Origin of the sequence: Bartonella sp. AP72JLCBS, from assembly GCF_042195705.1 — a bacterium.
Lineage (GTDB): Bacteria > Pseudomonadota > Alphaproteobacteria > Rhizobiales > Rhizobiaceae > Bartonella.
Genome location: NZ_JBHIOU010000009.1, coordinates 32,219 through 50,718 on the forward strand (window position 1 = coordinate 32,219; position 18,500 = coordinate 50,718).

Here is an 18,500-nt window from a genome sequence, read left to right on the forward strand (position 1 = left end):
TCTCCCCATTTCAAAAGTGGGGAGGGAGAAATCATTTTATTGGCAAATTCATCTTATCGAAAAATAACCGATGCCTTTTCTTGGCATTATCTATAAGCTTGTCAAATGAAATCACTTCTATATAAGCTTTATAATTCTCGTTATATCCAAAATACCCCATGTTATCACCTGTTATTCTTAAATTCGAGTTTTTGCAACATTTCCTTATACTATCAGTTAAATCACAGATAATATAACAATAACCAGGTATATCAAGAGAGTCTTTTATAGGACGACCATCGAATGTTTGTACTTTACCTTTTCTAATTTCGTCTAGATAATCAAACACTTGTTTAATAGGATCTGTTTTATCTCCCGATTGTGCATCATCTCTCATTGGGCGTTTAATTTCTATTATAAAAAGAGATGCCAATTTCATAGGCTCTTCGTCTGATATTAAAATAGGATTGTCGTATATAGGGGTGTCGTATACATTTAAGGCACATATATCAGGTCTTTTATCTTCTGTAGAACCTGTAATAGGCATTGCTTTCAATGAGATGTCAGAAGCTAAATAATCATGAAAAACTAACTTTTCATCTATTAACCATAAATTACAATTATCCATAGAAATGTCATTGGAATCACACTTCATTGGCATTATGAGTTTGTGAATAATATTTTCTTTAGCGTAGCCTTTATCGCTTTTCTTTAAAGCCTTTTCTAGAAGATCTAAGATAACTTTTCTGTGGCATAAGTAACCTATTAGATCAGAGCGATTAAGATCATTTACAGTTTCTACATATGCGCTAACTTTACTTAAGTATTCTTCATAATTTGCGTTTTGTTCAGCTTGCAAAATATCATGACCTTCTTTTAAAGCCTTTTCTTCTAATTTAGTAAGATGTTTATGAAGGAGAAGCTCTAAGCTTTGGTCAGAGCTTGAGGGAGACGCTATGTAGTCATTTTCAGTTAAATGTTTTAGAACTGTACGGTAACGTGGTGCTTTTTCAGCTACGAATTTTTCAATTATTTTCTTACTGTTTTGAATGTTTTGCTTTAATTCTTTATCTAAGTATTTTTGAATACTAGGGACTACAGCTTTCCGTATTTTATCAAATGATATCTCTACCTTCTCTAGTAACCCTTCAGTATTTTCTTGAATATCAAAGCCTATTCTTTCAGCACGTACTCTTTCATCCAAAAAAGGAGAGCTTACGTAGCAAGAGTAGATAAATTCACCTATATCATCTTGCAGTTTTGCATGAATACCAGGAACGTTATGAGATAATCCTTCTTTTGTGATAACTCTGTTGGCGGCACAAAAATATAAAGCCTGGTTTTCTAAAGGTAAGGACCTAAATTTAAGATGCATAATAGAAAAGTTATACTTTTCTATTATTATTTTTTCATTAAAAACGGCTCCATGCATGCATTGTTCATATAGATCATTCAATAATATCTTTTCTGAGTCATCTTCAATAGTTATAGAGGGACAACTACCGGTTCTTGCAAAATACCAGAGACAATGTTCTAAGAGTGCTTTTGCAATAGATTGTAGCTTTTTAGGAATATGATTTTTATATTTTTGTTGTAGACCTGTTAACTCAACAACAGTTTCTCTCTTTGTACAATTATCTTGAAATTCGTGTAATGCTTTTATACCTTGAACAGCGTCGAATAAGAATTCACGCCCTTTTAATCCTCTATCTGTTTCATAAATACTCCGGATTTTTATATTATCAAAAGCTTTAAGCCATAAAAGTCGTCCTATACCATGGCAACCTTTTTTTATTTTATGATCTGAGTCTAAAGTTTCAAATGATTGAAAATTATAATCATTAAAGCCTGTACCATTATCGATTACTTTAAAACCTATAATTTGTGTTTTGTTTCGTTTTTCAGTATCTTTTTCAAGTGGTAGTGAAGCTTGCTTCGATCTTATGACTGAAACTATAATGTAGCGTGAGGAAAAATCATTTCCTATTTCTTCAATGGAATGAATAGAATTTACAACTGCTTCAAAAAGAGGCAGTAGAGCATGATTTTCTGGTAAAGATGTATTTCTTACGCGGCCACTTAAATTTGTTCTCATTATCCACTCTAATCTATAAAAGACAATCAATTGTGTCGTTTTACAAAGATTTGACTTCCTCTTCATCCTTAAAGGATTAAAATTTCGAAGCTGTTCATATCAAATACAGTTTATTAGAAGCTTTAAATTCATGAAACAATTAATTCAAAGATTAATTCTTTGAAATCCACTGTTTTAAATGGAAGAAGACATTGTCTATCGTCTCCATGAGACGAGAAAATTTAAGAATCCATTTTCTAAAGAATTTCGCGCGTCTCAGAGTATGTTTAGAGTCGGATATTTGGTTTTTGTGTAAAAATACTTACAAACGCATCCATAATACGTGAAAAATCAAGCGCTAATAAGAGTATAATGAGTACAATCCATTTCGTATAACGAGACATCACTTTTACACTTTTGTAGGTCATGATGATTTCTTGAAGTATTTCTTTTTCTGCTTCTGTAAGCTCTATATCGTCTTGTGTTTTTTTTCTAGCCATGTTTCCACCCACACAAGCGTTCACCTAGATTATTGTGCTTTAAGATCTCTCTTGCTAAGTTTGAACTGATGGTGTTCAGATCTTTCCGGCTTAAATAAATTGGCAACCAGCCAACACAAGAAGAAGCATATTTATTTGTCGCGCAACCAATCAGAGAGAGCAGCACGCACATCAGCATCACTTTTTTGATTAACTTCACTTTCCACCTCCAGACGTGTTGTGGCTGCTTTTAAAGCTTTTTCTGTTTGCTTTTGTTGCTCTGCTTTTTTCCCAAGAGTAAAAGCTCTTGCTAATGCAATAAAAAAAGCGGCTAAAGCCGCACCTGTTAGCATCAGATTTTTTTTTATCCATAAGATCATAGACGATGCTCCTGAAAGCGTTTAGCAACAAAGAAAATACCAGCACATGCGGCTAAAACCATAATGGTTGCCAAAGCCCATTGGATTGGTCCATTGCCTGCTAACAAACCACCAAGCCCAGAAAAAGAACCAATAATCGGTGCAAGTGCTTCTGCTTTGAAAACCCCCGTTGGTGCTTGCGTTTCTACTGTTTGATAATTAGAAGAAACATAAGCCCCTTTTGCCCATAAGCCTGTTTCTGCCGCACGCCGGTGTGCGAGACCTTCAAGACGCTTCCCACCTGCTTTGGTCCATTTCTGTAGCTCGGCAGGGACAGCTTCATATTCACCTTGATTGAGCTTTTTTAACAGTGTCGAGTTACAAAAGGCTCCTGTTCCTACATTATAGCAAAACGACACTAACGCCGCGAATTGTTCATCTGTTAATGAAACTGTAACAGCGCGTTCAACGACGTTTTCAAATTGTCTTAAGTCTTGGCAAAGAAGTTCTTCTGCTTGCTTTTCAGTGATTGTCATGCCTTCGTAAATAAAAGGTTTTCCAGCACTGTTTGTATGTCCATAACCTATTGTCCACACCCCAATGGCATCTTTATAGGCGTTCAAACGCAAACCTTCCCATTGTTTGATAAGTGCTAGTCCTTCTGATGATATTTTTCGCATATGCTTCTCCATAAAAAAAGCTCCGCAAAAAGCAGAGCTGGATTAAAAAATTGACATCTTTTTCATTCGGAAAGATAGCTTGGTTAAGCTTCATGTCACTTTTTCATTGGAATAAAAGAAGATTTTTTCTCAACTTTTAATTTCTTTCTTGACAAATATTCGTTTATAAACGAATATACATCATGTTTGAAATACGTCACTACCTTACTTCTGATGGCAAAGACTTGATAGCTGATTGGCTGCGAAAGCTCCGTGATATGCAGGCTAAAACTGCAATTATTCGCCGCCTTAATCGTTTAGAGCAGGGAAACTTTGGCGATTTCAAGCCGCTTCGTGAGGGTGTTCATGAATTGCGTATTAATGTTGGTCCTGGCTACCGAGTTTATTATGTCCAATCTGGAAAGACCGTATTGTTGCTATTATGCGGTGGCAGCAAAAAAACACAAGAGACTGATATCACTCGTGCATGTGCTTGCTGGCGTGATTGGCAAAACCGTGAAGATTAAAGGAGTGCAAAAATGAAAGACCGTAACCATGATGATGCAATGGCAGAAATATTCCGTGATGATCCTGAGTTGGCAGCAGCTACCCTTGATGCAATCCTAGCAGATGGTGATCAGGGTGAGCTGCTTGTAACTCTACGCCAAATGGCCAAAGCTTATGGTGGTGTTCAAGCTGTAGCTAAAGCAGCCAACTTGAACCCAACACAACTTTACCGTACACTTTCAGAAAAAGGTAATCCAGAGTTCCGCAGCTTGAATGCTTTACTGCGTACCATGGGGTTTCGTTTGGCTGTACAGCCTCTTGAACGACCAGTTCCACACGTGTAACTTTAGTTCCACTCCCCACCTTTAAAGATGGGGAAGGGAGGTATTTAAGCAATCATTTTTAATGAGGGGCTCTACATCTAGTTTATAACCTATCATGTATCCTCTTCATCCATATGGATGACGCCTTCGCCTTCGTCGCATGCGTCTGGTGGGGCGTTTGGATCAAGGGTATCATCCTTGTCTGGTGTGGTGTTTGCAACGTTTCCAGCTGTGTCTTCTTGGGCTTCATCAAAAAGTTCGCATTCTATTTTTGTTGTATATCCACCTGTTTTATCAAGTTTGTGTTTAACACTTTTGATGCGCCATTCTGCTGGAATATAGGGGCGGAAAGGGGGCTCTTGAACAAGCTTTGCTTCTGCTTGTACAAACGGATTACCTCCGATATCACATGAGAAAGAAGACTTACCGCGTGATGATTTATTGCGATAAGCAGCAATGGCTGCAACAGCCTCTGATTGGTTATGGTAGGTATATTTGAGTTCATGAAACGGTGCTTTGCCAACTTTGACTTCTTTTTTTTCACCACTGCGGATATCATGATAGGTTGCGAGAACACCGCCTTTTTTCTCTTTGTCTTCCTCTTCTTTCTCAGGTGTTGTTTCTGCTTTTTCCGATTCAGATGATGATGGTGTTGCTCTGTCATTGTCATCCATATGGATAAAGTTTTCATCATCATCAATCTCTTCTGGTTCTCGTGCATCAGCTGCAGCTTTTTGATCGTCCCCCACATCCGTTTCTAAGCCATTGGCTGCACCTGCTTCATCTCGTGCGCTGTATTTAAAATCCCAAGAGGTGCAATGTTTCTCATGAATAACAACAATAGGGAGTGTTTCACCGGTGATGGCTTTGCCTTCACCCCGTTTGGCGAGCACAAGTTTGCCATCAACGGGCTTTGCTACCGCATCATATTCTTCTGCAAGGCGTGCGGCAAAAGCCATATCGCTTTCAGCTGTTTGGTCAATGTGACGCATAACGATTTTTGCAAGAGAAGGATCAACCTTTGGTGTATAGCCATTACGCTCTGCTATCTCTTGAACAATACTGCCAAGGGTTTTCTGGTGGTAGGATTGGCTTTTTGGGGTTCTGTAAGACGTGTTCATTGATGCGGCGCGTCCTGTAACACTTAAGCTTTGCGGTGGGCTGCTTACAGAAATTTCGTCTATCAGATAGGCTCCCATATCGCGGTTTTTCCCGCCTTCATAGCCAAGTGTTATGGAAATAACTGTCCCGATGAGAGGAATATCAAGAAAGCCGTTATCACTGTCACGCGCACGGTCATCAAGCTCTATAGTGATACGATCACTTTTGTTTTCTGCTTCATCGGTAATTTCAATCGACAAAACATAATCCATAAGAGTTTTGGTGATGTCTTCTCCATTTGCCAGAACCGTGCAAAAAGGTTTCATGATTGACTGCCCCAAATTCTGATTACCGGTGTGGCTTTAGGATAGGGGAGGGTTGGCAAAACGATTGTGATTCCTGCTTTTAAAATGGGTCCATAGTCTGCAAGACCAAAATTTGCTGCATAAACGCGTTCAACAGCAAGGGCTTGTTGACCTTTGGCATAGTATTTCCAGCAAATGGCATCAACCATATCACCATCTTTGGTCATGTAAAGATCACTCATAGCTCTTCACCATATTCTCTCAATTTTATTGTAAATTCTTGTTTTTTTGGGGTGCCGTTATGATGAAAAACACTTTGCTTTTCCTCTACGGAAAGAATGACAAACTTACCTAAGATTTTGCCTTGACCGGTCACAAGAATGTGAGGTCCCATATGCGCTATTTGTCGCAAATATTCGAGCTGTCTGTGACCACCTTTGAAATCTGGATAAATTACGCCTGCTAAAGAAAATTCCGCATTTGCAACAGCAGGCAATTGAAGAGCAGCCTTTCTCCCCAATCGCCCTTGCTCTACCCATGGAACTCCATAAGACATATCAAGTGTTTGGTAAGCTGCTGTTTCAATCGAAAAAATAAAACCACCCAAAGCTAACATCATGGTATTTAATCCGAAAGGCTAGAGGCTATGGCTAAACGTTGCTGTTTTGCATAGCGTTCAAGTGCTTGATTGACAGCGTCTCTGATTTCGTCCTTGAGACCATTGGGGACGGAAATATTTAGATTTGTAATGGTTACACGGGCGTCTACTTCAACGGGCTTATGAACCGTAATTGGCTTTGGAGCTTTAAAGGCACCTACTTTATTTGTTGCCTGCATTTGTCCTGTTTCAACGACACTTGTATTAAAACCACTCTTGCGTTTTTCAGGTGGGGTATTTGTAACCACTGCTGTATCCAGCATTCTTTTTGCCTGTGTATTGGTTTCTTCGGTAAAGGTTTTAATGGTCTGCGTTGAAGTCTTGTCTATTGAAACATTAAACCCTAACTTTTCTTTCACCCAATTAGGCATCCAACTGGTTAATTTCTTCATCATATTGCCAAAACCGTTATACAGATCATCCCATTTGCTTTTGATGCCCTCCCAAAGCCCATTAATAAGATTGGAGCCTATTTCCATTAAATCGACACCAAACAGCCATTCAATGAGTTCATTGATTTTTTTCGAAATCCAAGAAAGTGGTGAAAAGTTTTTAAAGAGCGTCAAGAGGTTATTGAAAACGTTACTACATAAGCTCGCAAAAGAATTCCACAAGTTGCTTATGAAGCTTACTACCGTATCCCAATTTTTGTAGAGCAGATATCCAACTCCAACAAGGGCTGCAATGCCGCCAGCGATCCAGCCGATAGGTGTGGTCATGATTGCGATACCAAGCGATATAAAAGCAGAACTAACGGCAGTTATTGCTGGAATGAGTGAAGCTACAAGAGATAGTGCAAGACCCGCAACTGCAGAAGCTGCCGGTACCATTGCCGCAATGAATGCTCCGGTAAGAACTGCTCCAACCGCGGCTAAAGATGCAGCTACCCAGCCATTGAGTTCATCCCAATATTTATAGAGTGCGGCAAGTACCGCGATACCCCCAATTAGCCAACCGATAGGTGTGGTCATTATAGTATAGCCAAGCGTGACAAACGCTGCTCCCGCTGCGGCTAATGCGGCAATGAGTGGACCAAAAATGAAGGAACCAAGTGCTACAAGTCCTACCTTAAAGAGGGTTATTTCACCAATTAGAGGTTCTAGCCATTGGAACCATACTTTAATCCTCTCTGTGAGATCACTGATACCTTTTCTTAAATCAGAGGTAGGATTAAGCAAATCATTAAAGACTTTTCTTAAGGTTTTCGCCCAGCTCGCAACGGTTGTTTGAATGAGGTCGCGGTTTTCATCAATCAGGCGAGAAAAACCGTCAATCATGTCATTGATCACGGGCATGAAACGCGCGCCAATAAAGCTCGCGATACCGCCTATTTTTTTCTTAAAGGCACCAAGCTTGTCACTCAAATCTGCTGCATAGCGTGCCACATCGGCACCTATCAGCCATTTTCCTTTCCGCGCCTTTGCAAACAGTTCTTTAATGGGTGCCATGCCGCAAGCATGGTCGCCATTTCTTTACCATCGCCCCCAAACAGCAGAGCGGCAATATGCTGTCTTTGTGCTTGGCTTTTCATCTTACTCATCTTGTCGGTAATTTCTTCTAACAAGACAGAAGTGGATTTGAGTTTTCCAGAAGTGTTTTTGACAGAAATGCCAAGTGCTTCAAAGCCCATCATGCCTCTTTTTTGTCCGGCATAGGCTTGTGCCGAACGCCTATTTAAAACCGCTAAGGATTGTTGAAAAAGTTCGGCAGAAGTGCCTGAATTATCGGCTGCATCACCCCATAATTGAAGTGATGCAACACTCATATTTAAATGGTGTGATGCGTGATAAAGACTATCGCCCAGATGCATGGTTTTCATGGTGAGGGCGGCTACACTTGCCACAAGACCACCACCAGCAAGCCCCAAGACACCAGTAAAGACCGAAGCACGGCTTGCCGCCACTCCAAGAGCACTTTGAACGCCATGAAGGCTTTTTGTCATGTTTTTGACAGCAGCAGAAAAGCGCGGAATACCCAAACTATGTGAGAGTGTTTTTGACAATGTATCGAATTTTTTTTGAAGATGTTTGAGAGGTGCGGTGAGTTTGTCTTCAAGAGACAATTTTACCTTTGCATCAGCAACTTTTTCACTCATTTTGTCTTATACCTTTCTGCTGCTTGATTTCGCCAGAATATGAGTTCTTGCGGTTCCATTTCCATCATCTTTGAAAGGGACCAATGGAACACAATGGTAATATCGGCTATGAGTTTAGCGGCGGTTTCCCAGTCGAGGTATCCCGCCGCTTGATAAAAGACTCCAAAATCTCTCCAATGCTCGACAAGTCATTAATATCGAGTTCTCCAACCGCTTCATGCGGCCATTCAGAAAGACGTGCGATCATAGCAATTGTTTGCTCTACGCCTTCTTTTTTGTCGATTGCTTGCAAATCTTTTGTTTTGGGGCGCCGTAAGGTAATTGTGGTGTGCTCTTTTCCTTCAAAGGCAATGGGTATCAATAATTTATGTGTAATGCTTGTTTGGACGGTCATTTTTATAATCCTATATTGTTTTTATGGTCTGCGAGTTGATTGACGCCATTGAATTTTCTCACCAAGTTGAGGACGTCTATCTCAACGATTTCAACGTCCTTCTGGACATATTTGAAATACTGCAATGTGAATGTAGCCGTAGAAGTTGCTTTGCTGCCCGGTTGCCATTCTGCCATTTCAAAGCCTTTGCAAAGTCCTCTCATGGTAATGACAACACCTTCTGCGGGTGTGCCTTGCGCTTGCATTGAACTTCGTAATGAAATGTCGACATCTGTGCGCCCCAACAGTGCCATCAATTCTGGAGAGCAATCAGAAATGGTCATGCTAAGTGTGAGGGTTTCAAGACCAAGGTCAACTTCAATAGAGCTATCCATGCCACCACCGCGATAACTTTCAACGACCAAACTCAAATTCGGTAGGGTGACACTTTCACATTTTGCTTGATAGGGAATACCGTCGACAAAAATGTTAAAATACTTCAAAACTCTTGGTAATACGGGTACGGTCATTAAAAGATCTCCTCTAGGTAATCATTGATGATTTGTGAACGGAACGTGATGTGTTCTGCGGGTGTTGTGGGGGTAAATTCCACATTGAAATAGACTTTTCCACTTTCAATAGCGCTTGCTGTATTAAGCTCTAGATCAGGCGTACAGCGCCCACCAAGAATGGCGCCTTGTGCTTTTAAATCACGCAAATAGGCATTGACGCTTTCACTGACATCATTCATGTAGGTCTTTTTGATATTGCGGTCGACAGCCCATAGATGTCCGCGCAAAATGGCGTCATTGATCATATCTGCGGTTCTCACCACCGATAAGAAAGCAAATTTTGTATCACTTGAAAGGGTGCGATTACCCCAAAGACGATAACCATTTTCGCGGATAATTGTTGTGATGTTTTGTTCGTTAAGAAGGTTAGCGCGGCTTGATCGATCACCAATGGAAAAATCAATGGGGCGCGTAATACCAACAATGCCATTGATCACTTTGTTTGAAGGGGAATGCCAAAAACCGTGTGTAAAATCAGTTTTAGCAATGACACCAGCAACCGCTGCACTTGCTGGCTGTTCTATGATCTTTCCATCACGATTCACTTTTACAAAAGGGTCAACTATGATGGCGCGCTTTGAATCAAAATCCTTTGCTGTGCTAAGAGCGGCTTCATCTGTTGTGTTGGGTGCATCAAGCACCATAATAGCACGCAGACGCTCTGCAATGCCAATGAGTTCTGCCGCTACTGGATTAGAGGTTGTGCTGATCTCGGCTTTAGCTGTCGCACCAGTGCCATCTCCTTCAATCGTCACATTTGGGGCGGTGTGATAATCAGTGCCATTGTCAGTCATGTGAATATAATTTACTTTCCCACCATGCATGGAAGCTTCTGCTTTTGCATTACCTTCAATTTTAACGCTTGCTTGGGTATAATCGCTGCCTTGATTTATTACATCAATACGACTAACAACGGTAGGACGTTTATGTGTAAAGCCTGGAGCAATCAGAATGCGTGGTGTTTGTCCAAGAAGTGATTGTGCTCCAATAAAAGCATGAACCCCTTCATAAGCACCATCTGCGTTTACACCGCCCAAAACATTGGTTAATGTTTCGTTTTCATCTTTACCTTCTTCTACTCGCACAACAACAACGATGGCGCCCACTTGCTTAAAAATAAGATCAACGGCATTGGGTAATGTGCCTTCACCCCTCCCTGTTGTATCCAGTTTAGCTGCTTGTGAAAGTGAACCGGTAACCAAAACCGGCGTGTTAAGGGGGAATGCTTTTTCGTCGGCATATGGTGCTGTGCCAATAACTCCGATAACAGCGGATTGTACTGCGCGAAGAGGACGTGTACCATCGTCAACCTCGACAACTTCAACACCGTGTAAAAAACCTGTTGCCATATTTTATGCTCCTTTGAAATATTGGCTAATGAAATGAATGGGAAAAAAATGAGGGGGTGATTGCTGTATTTGTTAGACTGGCATAATGATAAAAAATTATCGAAAATAGCTTGACATTATTTATGCAATGTGTATTTTCGAATCAGGTGCCTCAAAAACACCTTGACGATAAGCGGGTGGATTGCCGAAACAGTCTTTTTTCCGCAGATTAAAAGCTTTGACTCATTATATGCGTATAGCATATAAATGGCTTGTCGGGTGTGGTTACGCTATACAATACCCTTTGGGGGAAAGCATAACGACGGACTTATCGCCGTGTTTTTGAGCACCCGGCACTCTTCGTAGAGTGTCAATCAAAAACATTTAACGATAAGGAGTTCTCATGAACACTCTTATTCCAATATTGGAACAAATAATTGATCAGGAAACTGTTCAAACGGTAAACGCGCGTGATTTGCATGCGTTTTTAGAAGTAGGTAAAGATTTCTCTACTTGGATTAAATATCGCATAAACAAATATAATTTATTAGAAAATCAGGATTATTTAGTTTTCACCAATTTTGGGGAAAACCTTCAAGGTGGTCGTCCCTCTAAAGATTATCACCTTACCTTAAGCGTAGCCAAAGAGCTCTCTATGCTTGAAAATAATAAGAAAGGTAGAGAAGCTCGTTTATACTTTATCAAATGTGAACGGCTTTTGAAACAAGTAGTGACACCACAGATAGCCGCTCCACAAGTTGATTATTCCAAACCCGAAGCATTACTTGGTGTTTTGAATCACTTACAAAGTCAAATCGAGCAAAAGGATAACACTATTGCTGAATTGACTCCAAAAGCAGAAGCTTTAGAAGGCTTAAAGCGTTCTGATGGTCTGTTTGGTCTTATCGAAGCAGCAAAGATGTTAGAGGTACGACCAAAGGACTTAACGGATTATTTGCGTAAACATGATTGGGTGTATCGGCGTGCTCCAGGGGCGCCTCTGTTACCTTATCAGGATAAGATCAAGAAAGGATTCATGGACTGCCCTGCTATCACTATTCAAAGACCGGATGGTACAGAAAAGGTACTCCCTTCAACAAAAATTACCTCCAGAGGATTAGCATGTTTAAGAGAGCAAATCCATGGAGGTGTGCAATGAATAGCAGTATCGATTTTTTGTGCGATTTATGGATGGCATTGTTTCAGTTTTCTGATCGTGATGATGTCGAAGATAAAGCTTTTAATGCTCTCATTGAGACCATGGATGCAATAGAAAAAGCTTTGATTTTAAAACTTCAAGATGAATCACCAAACGCACTCAGAGTTCTGGCAATGATTACAAATTTTGGATCTTTAAAACCTCCTTCTATTATGGAGCCTTTGTTGAAAGCTTACGATCCGAGTTTGAAAAATTCTGTTAAGAAAGCTGCTTAACTTTAAAAACATGATTTTATCTCCTCGTCTTTTAGGCGGGGAGGTGGTTAACAGTATAAAATATCTTCACATAATACACATTATACGTATAATACGTATTATACATTAAAGATAGAATGTGCATATGAAAAAATATAGTTTTACAGATGTAAACCGCGGGGCAGGCGATATTTTAGACGAGGCTATGTCTACACCTGTAGCTTTGACAAAGCGAGGGCGTGAAAAAATCATTATGCTTCCTGTTGATTTATATCATGAATTAATAAAAGCGCGTTCTGGTGCACAATCTTTTGTTTATGTAGATGCACCTCAAAATATATTAGATGATTTAGATCGTGGTTTAGATGACATTTTGAATAGTGATGAACATGTTTAAAGCAGGGGATGTTGTTCAATATTATTATTTATCCAGTATTCCATAAAACATTATCCCTTGAGAGTGAGGAAGAGATCAAACAGCGTGAAGTGTTGGAACTTTGCTAACATTTGTTTCACGTTCAGCATGCCAAGCGTCATAATTAGCTTGCATACGTAACCATATAGCAGCTCCATCACCAAACATTTTGCCAAGACAAGCGGAAATAGCAGGAGAAACAGGTTTTTTTGCGTTCAGAATATCGTAGAGATGTTGGCGTGATATACCAAGCATCTGCGCAATTTCTGATTTTGTTTTGCCTGTTTCAGGAATAATTTCTGCTAAAACTTCTCCTGGATGAGTAGGACAACGGTTTTTATCTCTTTGTGCAGGAATGTCATTCATAACTGTATCCTTAGTGATATTGTTCAAGATCAACACGGTAAGCATTACATGAGTCAAATTCAAAGGTAATACACCATGGTCCGTTAACGTGGACAGTGTAACGAGTGGGTGAATATCCAATCAAAGAATGAAAGTTGAATCCTGGAAGATTCATATCTTCTGGTCTTTCAGAAATATCTAAACGATCAAGACGAACCATGATACGTTTTACAAGTTTCTTATCAATCTTGGATGAATTTCCCGTTTTGAATAATTCTGCCAATGTTTTGCTTTTAAACGTTTTAATCATTCTTTTATATAGCGTAAAATACTGTTAATGTCAACAAATAGCTTACATTATAAGTGCTAAAATGGGAAAAACAGTAACATCCCATTAGAAACCCTTATCGTCTAGACTTGTTTTTCTTTTCTCCACCTCATGCGTAAAGAGAAGAATAAGTGCATGGAGGGGATAAATTTGCACGTTAACATCAAGGATTTTACGACCATACCGACGGCTGTCTGATCAAATATTGCTAAAAACTTAGATCCCTTGCCATTCTTAATAAAGTGAATACGAAGTTTAAATTCTATTGTCATTTTGCTCTCCAAATTAATGAAGAGACCATAACAATCATCTACACTCTCTCATAAGCCTGACACTGTCAGTAAAAAAGGGCTTTAAAGAAAGAAAATCATACAAGCCTTATCGCCTAGATTTGATTATCTTTCTCTTGTGGTTCTTCTATGAGCTCTACGGGTGTGTCTATTTCTGCCATTTCAGTAGATGAGAGCTGTTTTGTGTTTTCATCAACAATAGGAGGAGAGAACACTCCATCCTTATAAGTTCAGCCGATCTGCGCTTCGCTTGAGGGGATAGCTTCACCATCAAAGGCATGGACATAGTCTTCTGAGGCTACAATAATATTTGTTACCACACCATTTTCAACAACTGCATATTTCATAAAAAACTCCTAGATAAAAAATCTCAACAAGATTGCTCCGTCACCACCATTGCCGCCATCTCCACCAGATTTTCCTGGAAAGTAGCCACCGCCACCGCCGCTGGTAAAACCATTTCCATCACCACCATTGCCGCCTTTCCCACTGTAACCCCCTTTTGCGATACCATCACTGCAACCACCACCAGCCCCCCCATAAATAGAGCTTCCACCATGTCCAATGTTTGTTTTGTAGACAATAAAGGGGCCGTCGTTACTTCTATAGTATGCGTAGCCACCACCACTCCCGCCACCGAAAGTAGAACTGCTACCATTAACATTACTGTTACTAGAGTAGTAGCTGCCACCGCTACCGCCGCGACCACTGCTGTTGGCACTTCCTTCACTGCCACTAGTTCCGTATCCATAATATCCACCACCTCCGCCACCGCCTGCGGTAAGAAGTCCCTGAATTATTGTTTGACCACCTATGCCTCCCCTTTCGTTATTACCGCCTTTCCCACCACGTCCAATTTGAGCATTTTTTGAGTTTCCCAGCTGGTATCCTTTGATTTTAATACGTACGCAACCGCCGCCACCTCCACCACCGCCTTTTATATTACTGCCGCCTCCACCGCCACCCCACGCCCATATTTCAATATCGGTGTAGCTATTAACACTATCAGGAAATGGAATGGTACCACTTTCTGTCATGAGGATTTCAAGGGGATTAAGCGCGGTAACTTCTTTCAGTTTTGCAATCTCATTGCGTATTTTTTGAAGAACAGTGGTAGCCTCATCTTTTGTGTAAAGTGCCTTACCATCAACAGTTGCTGGACCTTTAAGCATGCTTCCACTTGCACTTAGACTTGTCACAACTTTATTATTGTGGGTGAGATTAAACGACGAATTACCCAACAGTTCTAAGCCACCACTCATAGTGACTTTGCTGGTAAATTTATTATAATTCTGCCATTCATTTGGGCTGGCTAAGCGTCCATAGCTTGTGAGATCTTCGTTGATCTTAGCTCTAAAATCGTCAAGCCCCACAATATCTTCGGTTTTATGTTGGTGTGCGCCTAATAGAGAGACAGCACTGCCAAAAGTGAAGTTATTATTGCTTGATTTATAGAGAACATAATTGTTGGCAGCATCTTTTGCGCCTTCGATATCGCTTAAATCAGCAAATGAGAAAGTTTTATCCGCTGCCATTTTGCCATTGAGAGCGCTTTCTAGATTTGTGATTTCGCTTATGGTATGCGTGTGTTGTAAAGGTGCTTTTTCGTTTATCTTTTCCTCAACAGCCAAAAGAGCTTGATCAATTTTGGTCAAGTTTTCCCGCAAGATTGGGAATTCAGAACTGATAAAGCGACCTTCTTTAGGCAATTCCATGTCGAGTTTTTTGGTTTTGGTCATCTCTGTTCTCCCATCACAATATACCGGCACCAAAATCACTCACCATTGACCGTGCCGCCGGTCCACCGGTAAGCGTGAGTTTCAAACGTGCTTGTTTGGCTGTTTTGTCGTGGCTTACAAATTTTCGTTCTGTCCAAAGTGGTTCGGATAACTGCTCTGTTTCCTCTAATGTGAGAGGAACAAAAGCACCATCATCCAGTTGCATCTCGAGTGTAAATGTTGCACCGCCTGGTAAAAATGTTTTGATATAACTGGTCAACCTTGCCTTTTCCCCAAAGGCAAAAGCACGCGTGACATAAGTGGCTTCTTTATGGATCTTCCCCGCAATCAATTGAACAGGCGCAAACAAGACGGGTGAGAGCTTTTCGGTGCCTTTAAGAATAGCGCGAAGCTTTACCTTTTCACTGATATATTCAGTAAGGCTTAGCAATTGAAAGGGAAGAAGTTGATAAACCGTGCCATTGTTTCGTTCAATTTCAAAGATGACAGAACACTCACTTGAAGGCAATTCAATGGCTGCGCGTATTTGCAAATCAGAGCAGTCTACAAGGTCAAAGGTGCCTAAATCGACAATCTTTTCTGTTTGTGTGTAGCGTGCCGCCAACACCCGAAAGGCTAAAGCCTCATCTTGATGAGCGGTCCAGCTCCTAGCATTGACAGAAGAAAAGCGTGGTCCGGTCACGTAAGGGTGGCTCGAGACGTATCTCTGGTGTTCTGCATCAAAATCTCCAAGCTTTGCCAGTGAGACAGAATGATCAGCATCATCTGTCTTGATAACGAAAGCCGTTAAGCGGTCATCCATCACAAGGAGTGGTACATCATAGCGTGCTTCTGCCCAACCTAGCTTTGCGCCCTTCATAGAATAAAAGCTTTGCGCTTGAATATCAGCGGTAGGATAGCCATTTTCTGTGGTGACCAAATCAATCACCAGATCATGGTTCTGATTGCCGATTTTACAAAGATGAAAGTCAATTCCGGTGATTTGCCGTGTTGCATCAGGGGTAAAGACTTGCGCTTGTGGGTCCACTTGCGTCCAGATCTTCACCGTGGTGGTGCGCCGCATCACTTTCACATCAATCACGCCTTGCCCTGTAAAAAGCCCCGTAGCAATGGTTCCACCTTTTCCCCGTGCCACAACATTTTTTGTACCAGCCGTAATATTTTGTGGAATCGTGAAAGTGCCTTCAAGGGTGCCTTTGGTGTTAGCAACAAGCTTTGTTTTTGGTAAAACATTCACACCATCAAAGGTAAGACTTTCCAAGATTTCGCTACTGCCAAAACCTTCAATTTTAAAGGAAAGGGTAATTTGTCTTAAAAAATTGATTTTCTCTTGGGTTGCACTCACCAAATCATCACTGATTTCTGTTTTACGAACGCTTCTCCCACGGTTCCATCCCATGTTCAGTTGATTGGTCACGCTTGAGAGCCAATCGGTACGCTGTTCATGCCAAAAGTCTGTCGCGGGTTCAAGGGTTACTGTACCAGGCAGGGGTGCAAAATTTTGATAAGGATTGATTTTTTCGCAAGCAGTTGTCAACTCTTGCGCAATGATCACTTCATTTGTCCAGTCAAGCGTAACAGGCGCTTTTAAAGGAGCAGTGTAAAAGGTTGGATCAATGGCAAGCTGCAAAATGCCGTTGCCTACAGCCCCCGTTTGTTGAAAGCCTTCATCTCTGTAACTATCATCAAGAAAGGGATCAGCAAACATGCCCTTTTTGGCAACGGGTTCTTTAGAGTCAACATTGCTTTTAATGCGCTCTAATTGCATGAGACGGTCAAGCGAGAGCACCCGTTGAAAATAGCGCCACATCTCATCATAGGGGGCAACACGTGTGCCATCATTGACCACAACCGGCGTTTCAAGCCAGTTGTTGGTGATCGTTGCAAGGGACAACACATCATCAGGGACACTGGGTGCCATGGGTTGGTCTACTGAGATACCTTTGATGTAAACCACATTGCCCCCCGTGTTGAGACCAATACGGTCAATGCGGGGTAATTTGTAAGTGTAACTGACGATAATATCACCACCTTGCGCCCCACCTGAGACAGTGATTTCCTGCGCTGTTACTTTATCAGCAGTGATTTTTGCGCGGTAGCGATAAGTCACCTGATAGCTGCTTCCCACTAAAGGTTCGTCTCCCACGGGTGCCCAATCAATGGTGTCTCCTGTTTTTTTAAAATCTGTGCCTTCTTTAAATTCCTTGTTGCCTTGCACAACTTTAATAAACGCGGTGATGCTTTTATCAGGAACACCATCACGCCCAGCAGCAACGGCACCACGGGTGACGGTAACGGTCTTTTCTTTTGTCAACAAAAGAGACTGAATATCAGCAATCGGAAAATAATAGGGTTTAAAGGTGAAACTTGTTTTCCCTTTTGGAGGCGCAAAAATATGCGTTTCGCTTGGAACAACGCTTGTCGAAAAATCTTGCACCTCTTCATGGCGCAAAGCAGCAAGGCGTTTGCGTTTAAAGCCATTGATATTGGCTTCTCCTTCTTGAATGCTAAACACTTGGCAACCGTTATTTGCTCCCAATGCGCTCACACGGCATCCACTCACGATATAATGCCCATGCGCACGGTCGTAAGTAGCAATGGCTTGCATGGCTGGTTCAAGCAGTGAGGGTGATTTTTGGTCAATCAGAACACCATCTTGCAAAATATAAACCGGAAAGAAAGTGCCTCTCTGTGCATCCTCTTTCAGTGCCCAAACAAGTTTTGCTGTTTCTCGTGCGGCACCAGGTTCTCCTTCTGCTAAGGTGCCAGGGACTTGCCCCAAGAGCTCTGGATCATCTTCGTGTGTTATCCATTTTTTTTGCAGCTTCACACCAATTTCCAAGCGCCCAATCATGGCAACATTGTTGAGTACAGCTGGTGCAACGGGAAAAATATCACCGGCAATATAAATCTTGCCATCCGTTAAAGTGACGGTCCTTGTGTCTTTGTTGACAAAAGCATCAGCCCGTTCAACGCGGTCTCCTTCTTTTGCAACAAGGCGCCCCAAGCGGTCATGCCGCCCCCTGATGATGGTTTGAACCTCATTGAGTTCACCACTTTGAATAAAGGGACGCGTGCCATAAAAGACAACGCTTTGTTGTTCCTCTTTGCCGCGAGATCTGTCAATTGCAAAGGGTAAACCACTTTCATGCTTCATA

20 protein-coding genes and 2 pseudogenes are annotated in these 18,500 nt (G+C 41.3%); 5 read left to right on the forward strand and 17 right to left on the reverse strand.

Translation table 11 applies throughout. The annotated features are described in order from the left end of the window. Window positions 1–31 precede the first annotated feature (31 nt). The 4 genes from ACFILO_RS06030 to ACFILO_RS06045 all read right to left on the reverse strand — a co-directional run bounded on the left by ACFILO_RS06030 (window position 32) and on the right by ACFILO_RS06045 (window position 3,571). A complete protein-coding gene (locus ACFILO_RS06030) occupies window positions 32–2,074 on the reverse strand; it encodes a hypothetical protein (protein WP_375628599.1) in 2,043 nt (680 codons plus the stop codon). A gap of 266 nt (window positions 2,075–2,340) precedes the next feature. Continuing rightward, window positions 2,341–2,553, reverse strand: coding sequence for a hypothetical protein (locus tag ACFILO_RS06035; protein ID WP_015856478.1), 213 nt, complete (start codon window positions 2,551–2,553; stop codon window positions 2,341–2,343). A gap of 131 nt (window positions 2,554–2,684) precedes the next feature. Further along, complete coding sequence (locus ACFILO_RS06040) at window positions 2,685–2,912, reverse strand: hypothetical protein (RefSeq protein WP_375677981.1); 228 nt, start codon at window positions 2,910–2,912, stop codon at window positions 2,685–2,687. Beyond that, entirely contained in the window at window positions 2,909–3,571 is a 663-nt protein-coding gene (locus ACFILO_RS06045) for a lysozyme (protein ID WP_375677982.1), read from the reverse strand. The genes ACFILO_RS06040 and ACFILO_RS06045 overlap by 4 nt, the downstream gene beginning before the upstream one ends. Window positions 3,572–3,753: 182 nt before the next feature. Here ACFILO_RS06045 and ACFILO_RS06050 point away from each other — a divergent pair, with 182 nt between their 5' ends. Both ACFILO_RS06050 and ACFILO_RS06055 read left to right on the forward strand, forming a co-directional pair. Then, on the forward strand, window positions 3,754–4,077 hold the full coding sequence (locus ACFILO_RS06050; RefSeq protein WP_015857128.1) for a type II toxin-antitoxin system RelE/ParE family toxin: 324 nt from the start codon (window positions 3,754–3,756) through the stop codon (window positions 4,075–4,077). A gap of 12 nt (window positions 4,078–4,089) precedes the next feature. After that, window positions 4,090–4,401: a DNA-binding protein gene (locus tag ACFILO_RS06055; RefSeq protein WP_208439803.1), complete on the forward strand. Its 312-nt coding sequence runs from the start codon at window positions 4,090–4,092 to the stop codon at window positions 4,399–4,401. Between the two features lie 92 nt (window positions 4,402–4,493). On the opposite strand, the gene ACFILO_RS06060 is transcribed toward ACFILO_RS06055, so the two are convergent. From ACFILO_RS06060 to ACFILO_RS06095, 8 genes and pseudogenes are all read right to left on the reverse strand, one after another. Continuing rightward, window positions 4,494–5,807 carry a phage late control D family protein gene (locus ACFILO_RS06060; RefSeq protein ID WP_375677983.1) on the reverse strand — a complete coding sequence of 438 codons (1,314 nt, stop codon included), beginning with the start codon at window positions 5,805–5,807 and terminating at the stop codon, window positions 4,494–4,496. Continuing rightward, window positions 5,804–6,028, reverse strand: a complete 225-nt coding sequence (locus ACFILO_RS06065) for a tail protein X (RefSeq protein ID WP_375641064.1) — start codon at window positions 6,026–6,028, stop codon at window positions 5,804–5,806. Before ACFILO_RS06065 ends, ACFILO_RS06060 begins: the two co-directional genes overlap by 4 nt. Continuing rightward, entirely contained in the window at window positions 6,025–6,405 is a 381-nt protein-coding gene (locus ACFILO_RS06070; RefSeq protein WP_375637877.1) for a phage tail protein, read from the reverse strand. The genes ACFILO_RS06065 and ACFILO_RS06070 overlap by 4 nt, the downstream gene beginning before the upstream one ends. 5 nt (window positions 6,406–6,410) lie before the next feature. Further along, window positions 6,411–8,539, reverse strand: a pseudogene (locus tag ACFILO_RS06075) (phage tail tape measure protein). Continuing rightward, window positions 8,536–8,607, reverse strand: a complete 72-nt coding sequence (locus ACFILO_RS06080; protein WP_081486138.1) for a GpE family phage tail protein — start codon at window positions 8,605–8,607, stop codon at window positions 8,536–8,538. Before ACFILO_RS06080 ends, ACFILO_RS06075 begins: the two are co-directional and overlap by 4 nt. 38 nt (window positions 8,608–8,645) lie before the next feature. Beyond that, window positions 8,646–8,933: a phage tail assembly protein gene (locus ACFILO_RS06085; RefSeq protein WP_375641067.1), complete on the reverse strand. Its 288-nt coding sequence runs from the start codon at window positions 8,931–8,933 to the stop codon at window positions 8,646–8,648. A gap of 2 nt (window positions 8,934–8,935) precedes the next feature. Next, window positions 8,936–9,442, reverse strand: coding sequence for a phage major tail tube protein (locus tag ACFILO_RS06090; protein ID WP_375641068.1), 507 nt, complete (start codon window positions 9,440–9,442; stop codon window positions 8,936–8,938). Continuing rightward, window positions 9,442–10,833, reverse strand: coding sequence for a phage tail sheath subtilisin-like domain-containing protein (locus ACFILO_RS06095; RefSeq protein WP_375677984.1), 1,392 nt, complete (start codon window positions 10,831–10,833; stop codon window positions 9,442–9,444). Before ACFILO_RS06095 ends, ACFILO_RS06090 begins: the two co-directional genes overlap by 1 nt. Before the next feature lie 382 nt (window positions 10,834–11,215). On the opposite strand from ACFILO_RS06095, the gene ACFILO_RS06100 reads away from it, so the two are divergent. The 3 genes from ACFILO_RS06100 to ACFILO_RS06110 all read left to right on the forward strand — a co-directional run bounded on the left by ACFILO_RS06100 (window position 11,216) and on the right by ACFILO_RS06110 (window position 12,622). Further along, window positions 11,216–11,971, forward strand: coding sequence for an antA/AntB antirepressor family protein (locus tag ACFILO_RS06100; RefSeq protein ID WP_375651430.1), 756 nt, complete (start codon window positions 11,216–11,218; stop codon window positions 11,969–11,971). Beyond that, window positions 11,968–12,246, forward strand: coding sequence for a hypothetical protein (locus ACFILO_RS06105; RefSeq protein WP_375677985.1), 279 nt, complete (start codon window positions 11,968–11,970; stop codon window positions 12,244–12,246). Before ACFILO_RS06100 ends, ACFILO_RS06105 begins: the two co-directional genes overlap by 4 nt. Before the next feature lie 124 nt (window positions 12,247–12,370). Further along, a complete protein-coding gene (locus ACFILO_RS06110; RefSeq protein ID WP_375677986.1) occupies window positions 12,371–12,622 on the forward strand; it encodes a type II toxin-antitoxin system prevent-host-death family antitoxin in 252 nt (83 codons plus the stop codon). A gap of 75 nt (window positions 12,623–12,697) precedes the next feature. Here the strand turns inward: ACFILO_RS06110 and ACFILO_RS06115 are convergent, their stop codons facing one another. The 5 genes and pseudogenes from ACFILO_RS06115 to ACFILO_RS06135 form a co-directional block, all read right to left on the reverse strand. Continuing rightward, a complete protein-coding gene (locus ACFILO_RS06115) occupies window positions 12,698–13,006 on the reverse strand; it encodes a HigA family addiction module antitoxin (protein WP_273721170.1) in 309 nt (102 codons plus the stop codon). Window positions 13,007–13,016: 10 nt separating this feature from the next. Continuing rightward, complete coding sequence (locus ACFILO_RS06120) at window positions 13,017–13,295, reverse strand: type II toxin-antitoxin system RelE/ParE family toxin (RefSeq protein ID WP_375618870.1); 279 nt, start codon at window positions 13,293–13,295, stop codon at window positions 13,017–13,019. A gap of 403 nt (window positions 13,296–13,698) precedes the next feature. Continuing rightward, window positions 13,699–13,950: pseudogene (locus ACFILO_RS06125) on the reverse strand (hypothetical protein). Between the two features lie 9 nt (window positions 13,951–13,959). Next, window positions 13,960–15,342 (reverse strand): Bgr_08870 family protein, encoded by a 1,383-nt coding sequence (locus tag ACFILO_RS06130; RefSeq protein ID WP_375677987.1) that lies wholly within the window; start codon window positions 15,340–15,342, stop codon window positions 13,960–13,962. A gap of 13 nt (window positions 15,343–15,355) precedes the next feature. Then, window positions 15,356–18,499, reverse strand: a complete 3,144-nt coding sequence (locus tag ACFILO_RS06135; RefSeq protein ID WP_375677988.1) for a DUF4815 domain-containing protein — start codon at window positions 18,497–18,499, stop codon at window positions 15,356–15,358. Between the last annotated feature and the right edge of the window lies 1 nt (window position 18,500).